This window comes from Arthrobacter sp. PGP41, assembly GCF_002953935.1.
In the GTDB taxonomy this organism is placed as follows: domain Bacteria; phylum Actinomycetota; class Actinomycetes; order Actinomycetales; family Micrococcaceae; genus Arthrobacter.
Window position 1 is genome coordinate 3,394,717 of record NZ_CP026514.1, and the last position, 18,511, is coordinate 3,413,227.

General features: G+C 62.5%; 17 protein-coding genes. 7 read left to right on the forward strand and 10 right to left on the reverse strand.

The features are described from left to right. Positions 1 to 1,122, reverse strand: a complete 1,122-nt coding sequence (locus tag C3B78_RS15560; protein ID WP_324778191.1) for a DegT/DnrJ/EryC1/StrS family aminotransferase — start codon at positions 1,120 to 1,122, stop codon at positions 1 to 3. Positions 1,123 to 1,139: 17 nt separating this feature from the next. Beyond that, positions 1,140 to 2,990 carry a nucleoside-diphosphate sugar epimerase/dehydratase gene (locus C3B78_RS15565; RefSeq protein WP_234005429.1) on the reverse strand — a complete coding sequence of 617 codons (1,851 nt, stop codon included), beginning with the start codon at positions 2,988 to 2,990 and terminating at the stop codon, positions 1,140 to 1,142. 320 nt (positions 2,991 to 3,310) lie between these two features. On the opposite strand from C3B78_RS15565, the gene C3B78_RS15570 reads away from it, so the two are divergent. The 4 genes from C3B78_RS15570 (at position 3,311) to C3B78_RS15585 (ending at position 8,083) form a co-directional block, all read left to right on the forward strand. Next, positions 3,311 to 4,801, forward strand: coding sequence for a polysaccharide biosynthesis tyrosine autokinase (locus C3B78_RS15570; RefSeq protein ID WP_104998858.1), 1,491 nt, complete (start codon positions 3,311 to 3,313; stop codon positions 4,799 to 4,801). Next, positions 4,791 to 6,596, forward strand: coding sequence for a DUF4012 domain-containing protein (locus C3B78_RS15575; RefSeq protein WP_234005430.1), 1,806 nt, complete (start codon positions 4,791 to 4,793; stop codon positions 6,594 to 6,596). Before C3B78_RS15570 ends, C3B78_RS15575 begins: the two co-directional genes overlap by 11 nt. A gap of 171 nt (positions 6,597 to 6,767) precedes the next feature. After that, entirely contained in the window at positions 6,768 to 7,349 is a 582-nt protein-coding gene (locus tag C3B78_RS15580; protein WP_104998859.1) for an LPXTG cell wall anchor domain-containing protein, read from the forward strand. 323 nt (positions 7,350 to 7,672) lie between these two features. After that, positions 7,673 to 8,083: a VanZ family protein gene (locus tag C3B78_RS15585; protein ID WP_104998860.1), complete on the forward strand. Its 411-nt coding sequence runs from the start codon at positions 7,673 to 7,675 to the stop codon at positions 8,081 to 8,083. An 8-nt stretch (positions 8,084 to 8,091) separates the two neighbouring features. Here the strand turns inward: C3B78_RS15585 and galU are convergent, their stop codons facing one another. From galU to paaA, 8 genes are all read right to left on the reverse strand, one after another. Further along, complete coding sequence (galU, locus tag C3B78_RS15590) at positions 8,092 to 8,982, reverse strand: UTP--glucose-1-phosphate uridylyltransferase GalU (RefSeq protein ID WP_104998861.1); 891 nt, start codon at positions 8,980 to 8,982, stop codon at positions 8,092 to 8,094. Between the two features lie 65 nt (positions 8,983 to 9,047). Then, entirely contained in the window at positions 9,048 to 9,212 is a 165-nt protein-coding gene (locus C3B78_RS19740) for a hypothetical protein (RefSeq protein ID WP_158677270.1), read from the reverse strand. A 255-nt stretch (positions 9,213 to 9,467) separates the two neighbouring features. Then, positions 9,468 to 10,247: an enoyl-CoA hydratase/isomerase family protein gene (locus C3B78_RS15595; protein ID WP_104998862.1), complete on the reverse strand. Its 780-nt coding sequence runs from the start codon at positions 10,245 to 10,247 to the stop codon at positions 9,468 to 9,470. Between the two features lie 46 nt (positions 10,248 to 10,293). Then, a complete protein-coding gene (gene paaE / locus C3B78_RS15600; RefSeq protein ID WP_104998863.1) occupies positions 10,294 to 11,535 on the reverse strand; it encodes a 1,2-phenylacetyl-CoA epoxidase subunit PaaE in 1,242 nt (413 codons plus the stop codon). A gap of 9 nt (positions 11,536 to 11,544) precedes the next feature. Further along, positions 11,545 to 12,078: a 1,2-phenylacetyl-CoA epoxidase subunit PaaD gene (gene paaD / locus C3B78_RS15605; protein ID WP_104999835.1), complete on the reverse strand. Its 534-nt coding sequence runs from the start codon at positions 12,076 to 12,078 to the stop codon at positions 11,545 to 11,547. 11 nt (positions 12,079 to 12,089) lie between these two features. Further along, positions 12,090 to 12,983 carry a 1,2-phenylacetyl-CoA epoxidase subunit PaaC gene (paaC, locus tag C3B78_RS15610; protein ID WP_104998864.1) on the reverse strand — a complete coding sequence of 298 codons (894 nt, stop codon included), beginning with the start codon at positions 12,981 to 12,983 and terminating at the stop codon, positions 12,090 to 12,092. Beyond that, on the reverse strand, positions 12,980 to 13,360 hold the full coding sequence (paaB, locus tag C3B78_RS15615) for a 1,2-phenylacetyl-CoA epoxidase subunit PaaB (protein ID WP_104998865.1): 381 nt from the start codon (positions 13,358 to 13,360) through the stop codon (positions 12,980 to 12,982). The genes paaC and paaB overlap by 4 nt, the downstream gene beginning before the upstream one ends. Beyond that, a complete protein-coding gene (paaA, locus tag C3B78_RS15620) occupies positions 13,357 to 14,373 on the reverse strand; it encodes a 1,2-phenylacetyl-CoA epoxidase subunit PaaA (RefSeq protein ID WP_104998866.1) in 1,017 nt (338 codons plus the stop codon). The genes paaB and paaA overlap by 4 nt, the downstream gene beginning before the upstream one ends. A gap of 413 nt (positions 14,374 to 14,786) precedes the next feature. On the opposite strand from paaA, the gene C3B78_RS15625 reads away from it, so the two are divergent. From C3B78_RS15625 to C3B78_RS15635, 3 genes are all read left to right on the forward strand, one after another. Beyond that, on the forward strand, positions 14,787 to 15,806 hold the full coding sequence (locus C3B78_RS15625; protein ID WP_158677271.1) for a hypothetical protein: 1,020 nt from the start codon (positions 14,787 to 14,789) through the stop codon (positions 15,804 to 15,806). A gap of 230 nt (positions 15,807 to 16,036) precedes the next feature. Continuing rightward, the gene (locus tag C3B78_RS15630) at positions 16,037 to 17,011 is read left to right on the forward strand and encodes a type IV toxin-antitoxin system AbiEi family antitoxin domain-containing protein (protein ID WP_104998868.1); all 975 of its coding nucleotides are present in this window, start codon (positions 16,037 to 16,039) and stop codon (positions 17,009 to 17,011) included. 179 nt (positions 17,012 to 17,190) lie between these two features. Further along, the gene (locus C3B78_RS15635; RefSeq protein ID WP_104998869.1) at positions 17,191 to 18,468 is read left to right on the forward strand and encodes an RNA polymerase factor sigma-54; all 1,278 of its coding nucleotides are present in this window, start codon (positions 17,191 to 17,193) and stop codon (positions 18,466 to 18,468) included. The last annotated feature ends 43 nt before the right edge of the window (positions 18,469 to 18,511 follow it).

The following is an 18,511-nucleotide window of genomic DNA, read 5'->3' on the forward strand; positions in this document are numbered from 1 at the left end:
TCAATTCATACGAGCGGTCAGAAAACGCTCGATCGCTTGGACTACTCTTGACATTTCTTGCTCTTTCATGGCGCTCCCGCTTGGAAGGGTCAAGCCACTTTCGAAAAGCCGATCCGAGCTCCCATTGACGCGCCTTCGGTGCTGCTGAAACACAGGCTGTAGATGCATGGGCTTCCAAAGGGGCCTGGTCTCCACATTGACATCCCCCAGTGCTTCGCTCAGCTGTTTGGCGGACCAGCCAGCTTCAGACTCGTTGACAACTACAGATGTCAACCAGCAATTGTCTTCTGCGTCGTTAGCTCCGCCAAATATTTCAACACCCGGCACGGCGGCAAATAACTCGCGATAGTGCTCACGAATTTGGCGGCGCCTCTCGATCATGTCGTCGAGCCTGGACAACTGCGCGCGTCCGAGGGCCGCCAGCAGGTTGCTTAGCCGGTAGTTGAAGCCAATCTCTGTGTGTTCATAATGAAGAGTAGGCTGGCGTGCCTGTGTGGCCAGATACCGGACTTTAGACGCAACCGCCTCGTCGTCCGTCATGAGCATCCCGCCTCCGGACGTCGTCATGACCTTGTTCCCGTTGAACGAGAATACGGCGTCGTCTCCCCATGATCCTGTGGGACGCCCCATATATGAGGCACCTAGAGATTCTGCCGCGTCGGCTATCACTGGAATCCCCGCCTCGCCTGCCAGAACTTGGATAGTGCGGTAGTCAACTGCTTTGCCTAAGAGATCAACCGGCATTATCGCGGCAACCCGTGCACCGGTTTGCTCAAGTTCCTGGAGAGATTCCGACAAGAGCGCTGGATCCATGTTGCCTGTTTCTGGAAGGCAGTCTATGAAGTACGGCTCAGCCCCTGAGTAGACAATCGCATTAGCTGTCGCCGCGAAGGTCATCGTCGAAGTGAGGACCAGGTCGCCAGGTCCAACGCCGCGCGCCAACAGGGCAAGGTGAAGGGCAGCGGTTCCAGAACTCAAAGCAACGGCGTGCTTGCGGCCGATCCGCTCAGCCATATCAGTTTCAAAGCCGTCTACGTCAGGGCCGAGCGGTGCTATCCAGCCGGAGCGAAGCGCCTCCAGAATATATCTTTCCTCCAGTGCCCCGACATCAGGAGAAGACATATAGATTCTATGCATTTTCACACCCCGAACGACGACGCTAGATAGGGTTTATGCGTCGGAGACGTGCGGGCGTTCGATTTTGCCCATGATTCATAGTCCAGCTCTTCCGGTGCTATTGGCGGAACCGACGTGTGCGTAATCTGAGGGTGAAATGGGCGCTCGTCTTGTTCCGACGCGTCGATCAGGTCCTCATGCAGCTTTTCCCCCTCGCGAAGTCCGGTAAAAACGATCTCGATCGGCTTACCGGACTTCGAGATCATGCGCTTGGCAACATCGAGAATCTTTACTGGTTTTCCCATGTCAAGAATGAGGACCTCCCCAGCCCTGCCTATAGCTCCTGCTTGTATGACGAGCTGGCAAGCCTCGGGTATCGTCATGAAATATCTTGTTACTTCCGGGTCAGTGACGGTCACTGGGCCGCCCGATTCAATTTGCTCGATGAATGTTGGCAACATTGAACCGCGACTTCCAAGAACATTTCCAAAGCGAACGGAAAGGTAATTTCTGTCCGTGGCTGCGGCTGCCCAGGCGGTGAGCATTTCAGCTGTACGTTTTGAGTAGCCCAGAACGCTGGTTGGATTCGCAGCCTTGTCGGTGGAGATATTGATGAATGTCTTCACACCAGCCTTCCGAGAGGCCTCGAGAACATTCAGCGTGCCAAGCACATTGGTCTTCCAAGCTTCATCTGGATACTGTTCCAGCATGGGGAGATGTTTCAGGGCAGCAGCATGAAACACGACCTCGGGCCGGGCGCGTTCAAACGCGATGTGCAATGCATCCTGATCGCGGATGTCTGCCAAAACCACGTCATCGCTGTCCAGCAGGCCATGACCGGCAATCGACATTTGCACGCCGTGCAGTCCGGACTCGTCACGGTCCAGCATGACCAACTCCATCGGCGAGAATCTAGAAAGCTGCCGACACAGCTCCGAACCAATGGACCCCCCGGCACCGGTCACGAGCACTCTCTTATTGGTGACGTAGCCGGCTATGGCTTCCACAGCCGTGTCGACCGGGTGTCGTCCAATAAGGTCTTCAATTGCGACCTCACGGAGATCCGCGAGCTTCATCTTGTTGTCCAGAATTTCCGACAAGGGGGGCAGGACGCGAAGACGGATCGACGCACTGTCCGCAAAGTCAGAAACTCGTCTCATAAACTCGGCATCGGCCCGTGCAACGCAGAGCACTACGTCGCTCGCGCCAGTCATACTTGCAACCGATGCTAGATCCTCACCCCTCCCCATGACTTGGATATTCGACAGCCGAAGGTGCCGCTTCAGCGGATCATCATCGATCAAACCCACGGGGATGTAGCGGGATTTAGGATCACTCCGCATTTGTCTCACCAAGTAGGCTCCGGTCTGACCGGCACCGTAGATAAGCACTCGCCGTGAGGAATCGGTTGGTTTAATACGCCGTTCTATGAGTGCCCGCCGAACGTATCGGCTTCCTCCCATCAGAATGAAGGCGATCGGCATCGCCAAAAGTGCGGCGCTTCGGGGAACGTCACCCGGCTTCATGACAAGGACACTGATCAGGAATAGCACGGCTGCTACCGAAAGAACCGTCGAAAGCAGCGTCTGTGCTTCATGGAACGCCCCGGATTGATGACGGCCCCGATATAACGCGAACATCCATCCCATGCCGGCCTGCAGGAAGACGGCAACGAGGGCGAGCGAACCCACGGCATACCAGGCAACGTTTCCAGCAACAAAATCAAATCTGAACAACACAGCTAGCGTCAGTGCAACGACCCAACACTCTGCGTCGACAGCATATTGGACCACGCGCGAAGCCAGCAGAGCAGCCCGATCGCCAGAGCCTTGTGTTGGCGCACTTGCACCGTCCATCCGCTCAGCTGCACCCACTGTTCCATCCCCCATCGTTGTCCTACAAGATGAGTCAACCAGAAATGACCGCATCGCACTGACATTAAACCATCCAGTTTCAAACCTTTGGACTGCGTGTGTCATAAGCCGGAGGAGCGCTCGCGGGGACGGGCGTCCGGCACGTTTCCCTCGCTCTGTCGACGCCCGGTATTAACCCGACGGCCGAGCGCCGCGTGGATGGCCTCTCCCCGTCCCTCAAGACGCCGGCATGAGCCAGCAGTTACGCGAGCAGTAGCTGGCCTCTTCGACAGGTAGGATGTTGCAACGTACAGCCAAAAGCAATTTCGGAAGGGGCTCTTGTGGAGCTTAAAGACTACTTGCGCATTTTCCGCCGAAACTGGATTTTGGTTACCGCGTCCCTGCTTCTTGGCCTACTGGGTGCGGGGGCCGCAACGTTGCTGGTCAAGCCTAATTACGTTGCAGAGACTACGCTATTCGCAGCCCTGCAAAATACGGGTTCGGTTACCGAGCTACAACAGGGAAACGTGTTTACACAGGCACGCGTTCAGTCGTATGTCAAGACTGTAACGACTCCAACGGTCCTGCAACCCGTTATTGACAATTTAGGTTTGGACATAACTCCGCGCGCTCTCGGTTCGAGAATTACGGCTACCTCGGATATGAATACTGTTCTAATCAACATATCCGTTGCCGATGAATCACCCGTCATGGCGGCCGCTATCGCACAAGCCGTCGGCAATAGCCTGGTGGAAGCTGTCGAGGAACTGGAAAGGCCATCGTCCGGCTCCCCGTCCCCAGTACGACTCTCGATCGTCGCCCCAGCGGTGGCCCCGACATCACCTTCATCGCCAAACGTCCGACTCAATCTAGCCTTGGGTGTCCTGCTCGGGCTCGGTGCTGGACTCGTATTTGCAATACTCCGCTCAGTACTCGACACCCGCCTTCGCGGCGAAGTCGATTTTCGAAGGATTAGCGATGCTCCAATTCTCGGGGGCATCAACTTTGACACTGACGCAGCCAAGAAACCGCTGCTGACGCAGACAGGTGCTCAAAGCCCCCGCGCGGAGTCCTTTCGTCAGCTGCGTACGAACCTGCAGTTCGCCCATGTAAGCCACGAATCGAAGGCAGTGCTCGTCACTTCGTCCCTTCCTGGTGAAGGAAAAAGCACAACCGCGATCAACCTCGCAATTGCTTTGGCTGAATCCGGGCAGACAGTGGCGCTCGTCGACGCCGACCTCAGAAGACCAATGGTTGCCGAGTACTTGGGGCTGCCCCGTGGTGCCGGACTCACTACAGCTCTGATCGGCAAGGCAGAACTCAATGATCTGCTGATGCCATGGGGCGAGAATGCACTCTACATACTGGCAGCGGGCCAAGCTCCCCCAAATCCGAGTGAGCTGCTAGGATCCGACAAGATGAGGGAACTCATCTCAAGCCTGGAGGCCACCTTCGACGCGGTCATCATAGATGCACCGCCGCTACTCCCAGTTACCGATGCCGCGGTGCTCGCTCAGCAAGTTGGCGGCGTTGTACTAGTCGTAGGCGTCCAGAAGGTACGAACCACCGACGTCGAGAAGTCGCTGGGAGCTTTACGAATGGTCAAGGCGGATTTGCTTGGGGCCATCCTTAACAAACTTCCGGCCAAAGGACCGGACGCTTATACGTACAGCCAGTACTCATACGAGAGCACCACGCCTGTTTCAACCCTTAGGGCTAAAACCAACGAAACAAATTCCGGCAGTGGTCCTGACCGTCCGGCTCGTAGTGGCGAAACCCGCGAAGCGCGCAGGCTAAGTAATGCGGTCAACAGGGAGCGCAGTGAACTCTAAACCCGGCGACTTCGGTAAAAGACGCGGGAAAACCGTTTTTTTAGTATCGATCATAATTCTAATTGGCGGACTTCTAAGTGGATGGCTTGCATTTCGTGCCTTGCAGATAGAAGCAGAAATGTCAGCTGCGCGGCCTCTCCTCTCTCAATTCGAGGATGAGCTTACAAAAGGGGATCTTCCCGCCGCCTCTTCAACTCTCGCAAAGCTTCGTGGCCACGGGGCCGCTTCGCAGTCCGCAGCTACCGATCCCATCTGGACAGCTGCCCGCGCGCTGCCCCTCATCGGAACGAACTTCTCCGCCGTCACCGAACTGGCTTTGTCTTCTGTCGAGTTGGCAGATGGGGCAGCGACACCGGTGCTCAAGACGCTCGAAGACATCAGTATCGAAAAACTCATGTCCGGAAACGGCGGCATCGATCTTGCCGCCATTTCTGGCGCCAGTCCTGCCCTATCTTCGGCGGCGGACACCGTCTCCTTGACGCATGGGCGCTTGTCAGACATCGAAACTTCCGCCCTTGTTCCGCAGATCGCCGCTCCCCTAGACCAGGCGATCGAGGCGCTCGCACCTGTGAAAGACAAGCTGACAGATGCAGCGAACGCTTCAAAGATACTTCCGAGCTTATTAGGCGCAGAGGGCGCCAGAAACTACTTAGTCCTCGTACAGAACAACGCCGAGATTCGTGCCACCGGCGGCCTTGCAGGAGCACTCGCTGTTCTTCGTGCCCACGATGGAAGAATTGAATTAGTTACGCAGTCCAGCGGATCTGCCCTCGGAATGTTTTCCCCCGCGATCTCCGTGGACCCGAATCAGACGACCATTTACAGCAACCGGTTGGGAAAGTTCATCGGCGATGTGAACCTAACACCAGACTTTCCGACTGTTGCTGCGTCGGCCAAAGCCATGTGGGAAAGCCGGCATAGTGAACGCATTGAGGGCGTTATTGCAATAGATCCTGTTGTTTTAGCTCATCTGCTGGACGCATCAGGGCCGCTGGAAGTTGCAAAAGATCCGGCAACTACGTCTGGGTTGCCTGCAACACTGACGGCAGGCAACGTGGTGAAAACGCTTCTATCCGATGTCTATACACACCTTGAGGGCGACAGCTCACAAGACGCATACTTCGCCGACGTCTCGCGGAAAATCTTCGAATCAGTTTCCTCGGGGAGTATTCCTGGCCCCAAGCTGCTCGACGCACTCTCTAAAAGCGTAAGCGAGGGACGCGTTCTCGTTTGGAGTGCCCACAAACCGGAACAAGAGATTTTGACTCAGAATCCGTTGGGAGGATCGATTTCCGGACCAGCCGCCAGCGGCGCCGCATTTGGGGTGTATTTCAACGACGGGACGGGTGCGAAGATGGATTTCTACGTCAGGCGTTCTGTGCAGCTGGCAAAGTTCTGCGAAAATGACGGATACTCGCTTTACAAAGTAAGGGTAAAGCAAACCAACACGGCGCCGCCAAATGCTGCTACGTCACTGCCGGATACCGTGACGGGCGCTGGCCTTCACGGCGTCCCCGCAGGTTTTGTCCAAACAAATGTTGTCATTTACGGTCCCGCTTTTTCTCAGGTGGATATAACTAGAAAGGACGGTACCCAAGTCCCATTCGCATCCCACCTCCATGAGAACCGTCCGGTCGGTACCATGGCCACCAGGCTGGCGCCCGGCCAGTCTACTGAACTGGAAATGACGTTCATCACAGTCGTTCAGGACTCTCCGCCAAACATACGTGTCACGCCCACGGTGCAGCCTGTCCATGACGTCTGGCGGGTACCGGAATATGTTGGATGTGGATAGCAGTCAAATCCTGTCATGACGCTCAACAAACTGGACGTGGACATTGCTCCCGACGTCCTCCGGATGGTACGTTTTCCAAGGGTTCTAAACTCGAAGTTTCTGCAATTGTCTCTTGCAGGAAGGTCGTCTCAATTCGAGTACATGTAAACAAACGTCTCCGGGGGGACATCAATGAAGAAAATATTCGCAGCACTCGCGCTGGCCGGTTCAATCGCACTCGTGGGCACAGCGCCGGCAATTGCCGCCAACTATCCGCCCTTGCCGCCGGCGGCCACCGTATCCGACGCCACTGTTGCGCCGGGTGAAACCTTTATTTTCACGGCTCAGGGTTTCCTTCCCGGCGAATCCGTGACCGTCACCATCACGCTCACAACAACCGGCGCCGCAAACACTGGCGGCACCGCGGTCTCTGCAAGGATCCCGATCTTCCAGGCACCGATAACTGTCAACGCTACCGCTGATGCTCAGGGAAAGATTTCGGTTCCGCTCGCGTTGAACGAACCAGGTACCTACTCCATCACGGCGACGGGCAACACCTCCCGTGTAACTGCCGGTCCGGTCTTCGTTACGGTTGTGGCTTCGTTGGCTAACACCGGCGGTGCTCCCCTCGCCAACACCGGCGGAGCTCCCCTGGCGAACACGGGTGCTGACGCCAGCCTGCTCCTTTGGGGTGCAGCAGGCGTGGGCGCACTGGGCCTCGGTGCAGCAGGCGTCATCATCGTCCGCCGCAACAAGAACCAGGCTGCCGCCTAGCAGCAACGCGTCAAGAGCAAGAACAGGTGGGTGGTTTTCCGGGCAGCCGGGACACCACCCACCTTTTGCATGCCGCTGCATTGGACTGGCCCAACGACGGGTTGTGCAAGCTATGACTGGTATGGGAAGACACTGGCGCAGGACACCACGAGAGTTCGACTTCTCCGTGCCGCTCCCCCGCCCCCAGGTGCTCCGCTATGTCCTTTTGGGACTTCTGGGGATTGCAGCCGTGGGCACCGCAGCACTGGCCCTGCTCCGGACTACGTGAGTACGTCTTGAGGCATCTCCGTAGCCCCAGGGCTTGGCGGGTACTTCTCGTCGCGATGCTGGTCCCCCTGGCTTTCGTCGCCTTCTGGCCTGCCCCGGTGGACCAGCCTGTGGCTGGCACCCTCACCGGCATCCTGGACTTCCTTCACCGCCACGGAACTCCAGCTTGGTTCAGTTACAAGTTCGTGGAGGCCGCAGCGAATGTGGTCCTGTTTATCCCCCTCGGTTTTGCAGCGTCGCTTGCATTTGCCCAAAAGCGCTGGTGGCAAACTGGTTTTCTCGGACTAATAATTTCCGGGTGCATGGAACTGGGCCAGCTCATGTTTCTCCACAACCGCTTCTCCAGCCTGCAGGATCTCGTGACAAATACGTCAGGAGCTGCCATCGGCGCCCTGCTGGCCACTGTGGCCCTTAACAGGCTGGAGGTCCGCCGCCTCCCGGCAGCGGACCTCCAAAATGATCTGTAACGCTTTTCTTAGTTCACGAAGCCCTTCATCCAGGTCTTCAGGTCCTCCCCGAACTCGACGCGCTCGGACGCAAGCGTGATGACTGCCTTGAGGTAGCTCAGCTTGTCGCCCGTGTCGAAGCGGCGGCCCTTGAACACCACCCCGTAGACGCCGGAGCCCTCCCCCTCGCCGGTGGCAAGCGTCTGCAGCGCGTCGGTCAGCTGGATTTCGCCGCCCCGGCCGGGCTCCGTCTCCTCGAGGACGCCGAACACTGACGGGTGCAGCACGTACCGGCCAATAACCGCCAGATTGGACGGTGCCTCGCCCACTGCGGGCTTCTCCACCAGGCTGTTCACGCGGACGTAATCCTCACCGTCCACTGCGGTGATGTCCGCGCAACCGTAGGCACTGATCTGGGAGGGATCAACCTCGATCAGGGCGATCACCGAACCGCCGGTCTTCTGCTGCACCGCCATCATGGTGCTCAGCAGATCCTCGGCTTCGTCAATGAGGTCGTCACCCAGCAGGACAGCAAACGGCTCGTTGCCCACGTGCTGCGCTGCGCACAGCACCGCATGACCCAGGCCTTTGGCCTCGCCCTGGCGGACATAGTGGATGGGGCCCAGCTCGGACGCGTGCTCCACAGAAGCGAGGCGGTCCGTGTCGCCCTTCTTCTCCAGCGCACGCTCCAGGCCTGGCTCGCGGTCGAAGTGGTCCTCCAGGGAGCGCTTGTTGCGTCCCGTGATCATCAGCAGGTCGGTGAGGCCCGACTTCACGGCTTCCTCGACGACATACTGGATGGCTGGCCGGTCAACCACCGGCAACATTTCCTTCGGCATAGCCTTGGTGGCGGGCAGGAAGCGAGTCCCCAATCCGGCAGCAGGAATGACGGCTTTGGTGATAGCTTTCCCCGTAGTCATAGCTGAACCTTACAAACCAGCTATGACTGATAGCAATTTCCCTGCCGGACCACCTATGCGGGCGGCTAGGGCCCGGACTCGGCCGAGAACGTGGTTCCGCCTTCATCCGTCACCATCTGGTCCGATTCCCTGAGCACAGCCGATGCGGAACAGTCATCGCAGCGGCCAACAAACTGGTGGGGGCAGGCCGCGAGGTTGGTCCCGTCCCCGGTGGACATTCTGATTCGCATGGTTCCCGCCGTTCCTGAATCGTCCCGGCTCACCAGGAGACTCATTCGTCCAACCGCCGCGCCGGTGGTGCCGGCGAATGCTGCGGTGGGAGCGTGGCCACTAAGCCCTCGCCTCGCCGGCACTTCCATTGAACAACCAGGCCAGGCGGGAAACACGAGTAGGCGATACGTGTTTACAACGGGCCAACCGTACTTACCCAAGTCCAGGGAACCGGGCCCTACCTAAGCCCCCATCGGGCCTGGCTCCACAGGCGCCTAACCCCCAAATACCGGCTCCCGCTTCTCCTGGAACGCCCGGAACCCTTCGGCATAGTCGTCTGTTTTGCAGAGCCGCGCCTGCTCGGTGTTCTCCTCCGCCATGGCCTCCCACAGGCCCAGGCGCTGGTCCCGGATGTGCGCCACCAGCTCCTTGCTGGCCACGAACGCGCCGGTGGCGCCGGTGGCCACCTTCGCCACAATCTCCCGGGTGCTGTCCAACAACGACTCCGCCGGCATGGCCCGGCTGAACAGGCCCTGGGCCACGGCCTCGGCGCCGGAAATCAGCTCCGCGGTGTAGATCAGGTCCAGCGTCCGGTGCATGCCCAGCCGCTCCGTGAAGTACCAGTGCCCGCCCGAGTCCAGCGTGGCCCCCAGCTTGGCGAACGGCGAGCCGAACTTCGCGTTCTCCGCCACGTACACCACGTCCGTGGCCAGCAGCAGCCCCAGCCCCACGCCCAGGCACGCCCCGTGGGCGGCCGCGAACGTCGGAGCGGGGAAGGACGCCATCTTCTTCAGCAACGGCTCCACCAGCCCGCCCAGGTACGCGGCAGCGTCGTCGCTCTCCGGCTTCACCGCAGAGATGTCGCGGCCCGCGCAGAAGGCCCGGCCCTCTCCCCTCAGCAGCAGCGCCCGCACCTCACCGCGCGAGGCGGCGGCAGCAGCGTCGTCGTACGCCTGGGACAGCTCCGCCAGCGCCTGCTCATCCAGCGAATTCAGCTTGTGCGGGGCGTCCAGCACAACCTCGGCAACGCCGTTGGTGATGGAGAGGGAAATCATTGGGGCTCCTATTGTTCAGACGGGCAACGTTGGGACGGGTCAAGACTCAGACGTCGAAGTCGACCGTGACTTCCTTGCTGGTGGGGTGGCTCTGGCAGGTCAGCACATAGCCCTTGTCCAGCTCATCCTGCTCCAGCGCATAGTTTTCGTCCATGGTCACGCTGCCGGTGACCACCTTGGCCCGGCACGTGCCGCACACTCCCCCGGCACACGCGAACGGCACATCCGGGCGGACCCGCAGCGCCGCGTTGAGGATGGACTCGCGGGCATGGGTGGGACTGGCCACCTCGCCCTGCAGGCCGTCCAGCTTGAACGTGATCTTGTACGTCTCCTTGGACTCGTCCACCAGCACGGGACGGCCGGCGTTGCCCTCCGGCTTGTCCGGCTTGCCGGACGTGAACAGCTCGAACCGGACGTTCTCCGGCTTCACGCCGCGCTCGGCCAGGGTGTCCCGGCACAGCTGCACCAGCTCGAACGGCCCGCACAGGAACCACTCGTCCACATCGTCCGCGTGGATGGCGGTGCCCAGCAGCTGCCGGAGCTTCTCGGAATCGATACGGCCGGACAGGAGCGGGGCGATCCGCTGCTCGCGGGACAGCACGTGGTGGATGGCCAGCCGCTGCGGATACTTGTCCTTCAGGTCCGCGAGCTCTTCCAGGAACATCACGTCCATGGCCGCCTTGTTGGCGTAGATGAGGTCGAACCGGCACTCCGGGTTGGCGGCCAGCAGCGTCCGGGCGATGGCGATCACCGGGGTGATGCCGGATCCGGCGGCGATGGCCACGAAGTTGGCTTCCCCCTGGGAGGCGACGTCCCCCGCCAGCTCCTCCGGGTTGTTCATGGAGTTCATCCGGTTCTGCTCCACGGCCTGGCCGTCGCGGCCGTGCCGGGATACGAACGCGCCCATGGGGCTCATGACGTCCAGGGTGTCCCCGGCCTTCAGCTCGGCGTTGGCCCAGGTGGAGAACAGTCCGCCCAGGTCCTTCTTGATGGCCACGCGGATCTCGCTGGTGCCGTCCCCGAAGCTGCGCGGCTCGGCGCAGATGGAGTAGCTGCGGCGGATTTCCTTGGGCTCGCCGGCCTCGTCCGGCAGCGTGGTGCGCAGGGCCACGTACTGGCCGGGCAGGTAGTCGAACTGGCCGGCGAGCTCCGCGGGCACATGGAAGGCGACCTCGATGGCGTCCTCGGTGAGCCGGCGCACCTCCTTCACGGCGAGGGTGTGGAAGGACGGACGACGGCGGCCGGTGGCCTGCGCCTCTTCGGCGGCGGTCTGGCGGACAACAGGCATGGGGCTTCCTTACAGCACTTTGAAGTAGTCGAACGGTTCCCTGCAGTCCTGGCACACATAGAGCGCCTTGCAGGAGGTGGAGCCGAAGCGGGTGAGCTCTTTGGTGTTCAGGCTGGCGCACTGCGGGCACTTGACGGCCATCTTCAGCCGGATGGGGCCGGCGTGCCGTGCTGTTTTTCCACCTGCGGCCGCGTTGCCCGCCGGCGGGGCGATGCCGTATTCCTGCAGCTTCTGCTTTCCGGCGTCCGTCATCCAGTCCGTGGTCCAGGCCGGGGCGAGCACCTGGTCCACCTCCACGTCCGGGTATCCTTCTTTGGCAAACGCCGTCTTGAGGTCATCGCGGATGGCGTCCATGGCCGGGCAGCCCGAGTAGGTGGGCGTGATGGTGACCCTTACCTTTTCGCCCGTCACGTCCACATTCCGCAGGATTCCCAGGTCCTCGATGCTCAGCACCGGGATCTCCGGGTCCACCACGGTGGCGGCGATGTCCCAGGCCTTCTGCCGGGGCGTGCGGGTCCGGGTTTCGAAATCGGAGATGTACATGTCCATGACGGTCACCAGCTTGCCCCGGGATGCTCGCGGGCCAGCACCTGCATTTCGGCCAGGATGTAGCCGAGGTACTCGGAATGCCTGCCCTGCCGGCCGCCGCCGGGTGCGGCTGGAACGTCCGGGACCTCCAGCCCGGCCTCGGCCAGGACTTCGCCGGTCAGCCGGTCGAAGTCCTCTTTGAGCGAGGAAGGCTCGACGGCGATGCCAGCCTCCGCGAGGCGGCGCGTCAGGTGGTCATCGCGGAAGAGTTCCTCCACGTACGGCCACATGATGCGCAGGCCGTGGATCATTCGGGTGCGGGATTCCTCCGTGCCGCCGGCCAGGCGCAGGATCCACTGGGCGCTGTGGTCCCGGTGGTAATCCACTTCCTTCACGGCCTTCGCGGCGATGGCGGCCAGTGTGGCGTCTGTTGACTCCGTGAGGCGGCGGTAGAGCTCGTACTGGTAGTAGCTCACCACGAACTGGCGGGCGATGGTGGCGGCGAAGTCGCCGTTGGGCTGTTCGAACAGGTGCGCGGAGCGGAACTCGTGCTCGCGGCGGAAGTAGGCGAGGTCATCCTCGGACTTGGGCGTTCCGTCCTCGTTTTCGAGGGCTCCCCCGGCGTAGCTGAGGAACGAGCGGGCGTGGCCCAGCTGGTCCAGGGCGATGTTGCCCAGGGCCACGTCCTCCTCCAGCTCGGGCGCGCGGGAGATCCAGTGGCCCAGTCGCTGGGCGAGGATCAGGGCGTCGTCGCCCAGGCGTAGCGCGTATTCGGCCACATCCTCGGTGGGCTTGGCCAGGCCGGTGCGGACCTCGAGCGCGATGTCCTCCGGGCGGAGGGCGTTGCCGGGGGTGATGCGGGTGGCGGAGGCGTTGCTGTCTCCCGCCACGCCGGTGGAAATGTCGCCGTGGCCGCTCACAGGTGCTTCACCCCTTCGCTCTTGGTGTAGTACGTGGCGTGGCGGTAATCCTTGCCCTGGGGCGACTCGAAGAACGAACCCTTTGCGTCCGGATCGCTGGCGGCGATGGCGTCCGCGGGGACAACCCAGATGGACACGCCCTCGTTGCGGCGGGTGTAGAGGTCCCGGGCATTTCGCAGGGCCATGGCGGCATCGGGTGCGTGCAGGGACCCGGCGTGGACGTGGCTCAGGCCGCGGCTGGACCGGACGAAGACCTCCCAGAGGCCCCAGGCGCTCTTGTCATGGTGCTCCTGCGGAGCTGGGGATGCCTTCGGGGCGTCGCGGTTGATTTCCGTTGCCGAGCTGGCGGGGGCTTCGGGGTTGCCGTGGGGGCTCATGCTGCGTATTCCTTCGTCGTCTTTGACTGCTTTGCTGCCTGTTTCGCGGCATATGCCGCGGCTGCCTCGCGGACCCACGCGCCGTCGTCGTGCGCCTGCCTGCGGCGCTCAAGGCGCTGGGAGTTGCAGGGGCCGCGGCCGGCGAGCACTTCCTGGAACTCGTGCCAGTCCAGCGGGCCGTGCTCCCACCGCTTGGTGTCCTCGTTGAAGCGGATCTGGTCATCCGGGAGGGTGAGGCCCAGGACCCTGACCTGCTCCACCATCATGCCCACGAAGCGGCTCCGCAGCTCGTCGTTGCTGAAGCGCTTGATGTTCCAGGCCATGGACTGCTTGGAGTTGGGCGAATCGTCATCCGGCGGGCCGAACATCATCAGGGCCGGGGCGTACCAGCGGTTCACCGCGTCCTGGGCCATCTGCTTCTGCGCGGGAGTGCCGTTGGAGAGTTCCAGCAGGATCTCGAAGCCCTGGCGCTGGTGGAAGGACTCTTCCTTGCAGATGCGCACCATGGCGCGGCCGTACGGGCCGTAGGAGGCGCGGCACAGCGGGACCTGGTTGCAGATGGCGGCGCCGTCCACCAGCCAGCCGATAGCACCCATGTCCGCCCAGGTCAGCGCCGGGTAGTTGAAGATGCTGGAGTAGCGGGCCTTGCCGGCGATCAGCGCGTCCGTCATCTCGTCCCGGTTCTGGCCCAGGGTCTCGGCGGCGGAGTAGAGGTACAGCCCGTGGCCGGCCTCGTCCTGGACCTTGGCCATGAGGATGGCCTTGCGCTTCAGGCTGGGGGCCCGGGAGATCCAGTTGGCCTCCGGCTGCATGCCGATGATCTCGGAGTGGGCGTGCTGGGAGATCTGGCGCAGGAGGGTCTTGCGGTAGGCCGCCGGCATCCAGTCCCGGGGCTCGATGCGCGAGTCCTCGGCAATAACGCGGTCGAAGTTGGCCTGGCCCGCCGCGTCTGCCGTTTCGCTGGTTCCAGCCGTTCGCTCAGCTGGCACTGACTGCAAGTTCTGCGCTGCCATGGTTGCTCCTATGCAAAGACCTTCGGGGACGGCCGGAATTATTTACCGACCGTTCGTTCAGGATATGCGGGAGCGCCGGACCCCGTCAAGCGCCTCCGCCACCCCCGCGATGAGGGACACTCCGGCGCCGGTGGCTGCACGGCGACTGACGGGGACCGCCTTAAGCTCCTGCTAAAGGTGCGCGGCCACGGTCCGTAATGTCTGCGAAATGTCCCGCCCGGCCTACACCGCGGACATATACTGGCCACGCCCTACCGGGCCTAATGACAGCCACAGGTCTCCTCACGTCGGCGTTTGGGCGCCGCCGACAGCACCCAGCCCGCACACAGTTTTCCTGCATCGCCTGACGCCGGGCCTCCATGAAACCGGTGTTTGCACGGACGTCGGATGCCGACTTCTAAGAATGGATGGTCATGAGACGGTTCCTGGTATTGATGACTGCTGTTGCACTGGCTTGCCTCGGCATGCCCGTGCTGGTTCCGGGTACTGCCCAGGCTGCACCGGGGCCCTGCATAGGCGCACCGGCAGCCGACGGGACGAACTACGCCGAAACGCGGCAGTTCGTGGACACCCAGGCGTGGTGGGTGCCGGACGTGGATCAGGCGAACAATTCCACCACCAACACCGGCCATGTGCACCTGGGGGCGTGCATACCTGAGCGCGAAACGATCAGCTCGGGCAACCTCACCGTCAAAGTGAGGGTGACTCTCCACGACAACCCTGGCAAGGCGAACTACGTCTCCATGGTGTTCAAAACCTCAGACAGAGAAACAACCGTCCAAAAGTGCTACCTGCGGGCCACTGCATCAAACTTCAGCTGCCCCGGACCTGCAAGCAACGGCAAAGGGGATTTTGTGTGCTCCGGCACCTGCGAGCGTTGGCTGACGTTCTCGCAGCCCATCTCTTCATTCAATCATTCCGGCCTGCAGGAAGTCCGCTTCCGCGCTTTCGTCCCGGAGCCGGACGGCAAGGAAATGGTCGCCAGCTTCAACTGGCAGGTGGGCATCCAAAACGGAAAATCCCCGTCGAACGTCTCCAGGTACCCGTTCCTGCGCGGCAAGGGCTGGTACACGCACGCCCTGTACTGCGAGGCCTCGGTCCGCAGCCTCCCCCTTCCCGACGGTCCGGTTTCAGGCATCTGGACGCCAGTAGTGGGGCTGACCACCCATCCTGACGGCTCACTCCCGGCCACCCACTCATTCATCGCGATCGACCCGGACTTCCACGGTTCCCCGCCAAACCGCGGAACCGTGCTGTGGGACGCCGCCGGCCCCTACGGCCCCGAACCTTTTGGGGCTGCTCCCCTTTCCATCGACACCCGGACACTGGCCAACGGCGTGCACAAGCTGCACCTGAGGACCTCGTGCCGCGACAACACCCTGGGTTCAACCAACGCCGGCGTGACCGTGATTCCCTTCACGGTGGCCAACTGACGGCCCCGGCGGCGGCACCGGCGTCGTGCTTCGCGTTTGGAATCAGTACGCCCTGCTGAGGTGCTCGACTGGCAAATTCAGTTTCGACACGGATGCTCCACTGCGCAGCCCATATATCGGCTGCGTCAGGTCAGAGGAGCGTCGAGACGGAACAAGGGCGTCGCCCACCGTTGTCCACATAGCAGCAGACACCCCTCCCGCGCCCGCCCGGCAGCTGGGATCGTCAATCCATGCCAGATATGCCTCCGCTCTTCTTGTCCCGCGAGCGCATCCTGCTTGGGATCACCCCGAATGAGCTCGCCAAGCGCGTGAAGGCCGGCGATTTGGCCCGTATCCGGCACGGCGTCTACACGGACGGTGCAGCCTGGCGCAATCTGAAGCCATGGGAGCAGTACCGGCTCCGCGTGCAGGCAGCGGCCGAAACGTTCGAAAAGCCCACGGTCTTCGCACGCCACTCCGCAGCCAGCGTCTGGGGAGTGCCCACCGTCGGCTTGCACCACCCGGTGGAGGCCCTCACCATGAAGAACGACGGCGGCCGGTCGCGGGCCGGGGTCAGCCGTCACTACGCGGCGCCGGCGGGGCTTCAGATAGTCAGGCGGGAGGGGCTTCTGGTCACAGACCGCATCCGCACCGTCCTGGACCTGGCAGCGTATACTCCCTTCGCCGAGGCTGTTGTACCTATGGACCATGTGCTTCGCCCGGACAGAATACGAAGGCTGGCTGCCCTGACCAAGGCCGAACTCGAAGGCGCCATCGAACCGAACTACTCCGCTGCCGCCGGGCGGAGGATCCGTGCGGTTATTGAGTTTGCTGATCCTGCCTCTGGGTCGGCCGGAGAATCGTTGAGCCGGGCACTGATCCATCTGGCTGGCTTCGAGCCTCCGGTTCTCCAACAAGAGTTTGTGGACGCAGCCGGCCGTGTGGGCTACGCGGATTTCCATTGGAAGCAGTGCAAAGTTGTTGGCGAATTCGACGGCGACGAAAAGTATGTCAAGCCGGAATATGTCAAGGGCAGGACCGCGTCGCAGGCCGTGATAGCGGAAAAGAGGCGCGAGGACCGGATCCGGGCCTTGGGGCTGAAGGTTGTGCGCTGGCATTGGGCTGACCTCATGGAAGCCGGGACCCTGCAACGGAAGCTGGCGGCGGCCGGCGTGCCCCGCCGTCGTACGCGCTCTGCCGTAATCGACGCGCAAACGCGTCCGTGACGCGCATGTTCCCCGGCGCCCCCGTTATCCCCGCGTCGACAAGGAATATGCGCGTCGAGAAGGAGTTTGCGCACGAGGAACGGGATGCGGGCGCAACCAGCAGGGAAACCGTCGGGGGAGGCTGTGCAGACGCAGGTTCGGGGCTTCCCGAGACGCAGCGGCCGGGGCTAGCCTGAGCCATGGTCACTCTGGGACCGGCAGGCCAGGGCATGGAGCTACAGGCGGGGCTCAGCACTGAGCTGCGCGCCTTGCCCGGCCTGCTGAAGGCGCTGGGCATGCTGGCCATGACACACCTGGAGGTGCAGCAGGCCACCGAGAACTGCCTGGCCGAGAACCCCATGCTGGAGCGGACGGACGGCCATCCGTGCCCCGGCTGCGGCCGCCATGTCCAGTCCGGCTCCTGTTACCGCTGCCGGGACCAGGGAGCCGCCCTGCACTACCAGGACGGGCCCGAGCCAGGCACTGACCCGTTCAGCACCCTTGAAGCAGATGCCGGGCTGGAAGTACGGCCGGACTCCCGCACTGCCCTCGAATACGTGATGGCGCACCTGACGCAGCGGGGAACCCTGGACGCGGAGCCGGACGAGATCGCGCAGTTGCACGGGCTGAAGACCGGCCAGGTGCAGGAAGCCCTCCGGGCCCTGCGCGCCGTAGGGCCGCCCGGCATCGGGGCACCAAGCGTCACGGCCCTGCTCACCGCCCAGGCCGAGGCGCTGGTGGAGGCGGGCGAGGCGCCGGCCTGGCTCCCCCGCCTGGTCAGCGACCACCTGGGCGATCTTGCCGCGGGAAGCACTGCCGACGTCGGACGCGCCCTGCAGATCCCGGAAGTGCAGGTCCTGGAGGGACTCGCCGTCATCAAGGAACGGCTGAGGCCCTTCGCCGCCGCGGAGACCGGCCGGACGGACGCCGCCCCCACCGCCGACGTGTTCCTCTACCGCAGGCCCGACGGGTCCCTTGAGGTGGAGGTGCCCGGGAGCGCCTGGTTCGGCCTCAAGCTGGTGGAGCTGTGCGACGGCGTGAAAAGGGCTCCCGAGGCGAGGCAGTGGCTCGCCGAGCACGAACTGGCTGCCCAGCGGCACATCTACCAGATTGACCGCCGGGCCAGCGTCCTGCTGCGCATCACCGAATGCGCCGTGGCCCGGCAAAAAGATTTCCTGGACCACGGCGACGGGCACCACCGGCCGCTCACCCGCACCGCAGTAGCGGAGGAAATCGGCGTGCACCCTTCCACCGTCAGCCGGGCTGTCCGCGGGAAGCGGCTGCGGCTGCCCTCCGGTGCGGTTGCCGACCTTTCCTGCCTGTTCGGCAAGGGCCTGGCCCCCAGGGCGGCACTCCAGGGGCTCCTCGCCGGCGGCCCGGAGCGCCTGTCCGATGAAATGCTCCGCGCAGAACTGAGCCGGCAGGGCTTCAGCATCGCCCGCCGGACCGTCACCAAGTACCGCCACTCCCTCCAGTAGGCCCGGGCCGCCGCGAACCCGCTTTCGCGCAAGCGAACCCGGC

Coding starts and splice junctions, on each gene's coding strand:
- C3B78_RS15560 (WP_324778191.1), bottom strand. CDS start 1,122: ATGTCTTCTCCTGATGTCGGGGCACTGGAGGAAAGATATATTCTGGAG.
- C3B78_RS15580 (WP_104998859.1), top strand. CDS start 6,768: ATGAAGAAAATATTCGCAGCACTCGCGCTGGCCGGTTCAATCGCACTC.
- C3B78_RS15585 (WP_104998860.1), top strand. CDS start 7,673: ATGCTGGTCCCCCTGGCTTTCGTCGCCTTCTGGCCTGCCCCGGTGGAC.
- galU (WP_104998861.1), bottom strand. CDS start 8,982: ATGACTACGGGGAAAGCTATCACCAAAGCCGTCATTCCTGCTGCCGGA.
- C3B78_RS19740 (WP_158677270.1), bottom strand. CDS start 9,212: ATGCGAATCAGAATGTCCACCGGGGACGGGACCAACCTCGCGGCCTGC.
- C3B78_RS15595 (WP_104998862.1), bottom strand. CDS start 10,247: ATGATTTCCCTCTCCATCACCAACGGCGTTGCCGAGGTTGTGCTGGAC.
- paaE (WP_104998863.1), bottom strand. CDS start 11,535: ATGCCTGTTGTCCGCCAGACCGCCGCCGAAGAGGCGCAGGCCACCGGC.
- paaD (WP_104999835.1), bottom strand. CDS start 12,078: ATGTACATCTCCGATTTCGAAACCCGGACCCGCACGCCCCGGCAGAAG.
- paaB (WP_104998865.1), bottom strand. CDS start 13,360: ATGAGCCCCCACGGCAACCCCGAAGCCCCCGCCAGCTCGGCAACGGAA.
- paaA (WP_104998866.1), bottom strand. CDS start 14,373: ATGGCAGCGCAGAACTTGCAGTCAGTGCCAGCTGAGCGAACGGCTGGA.
- C3B78_RS15625 (WP_158677271.1), top strand. CDS start 14,787: ATGAGACGGTTCCTGGTATTGATGACTGCTGTTGCACTGGCTTGCCTC.
- C3B78_RS15630 (WP_104998868.1), top strand. CDS start 16,037: ATGCCAGATATGCCTCCGCTCTTCTTGTCCCGCGAGCGCATCCTGCTT.
- C3B78_RS15635 (WP_104998869.1), top strand. CDS start 17,191: ATGGTCACTCTGGGACCGGCAGGCCAGGGCATGGAGCTACAGGCGGGG.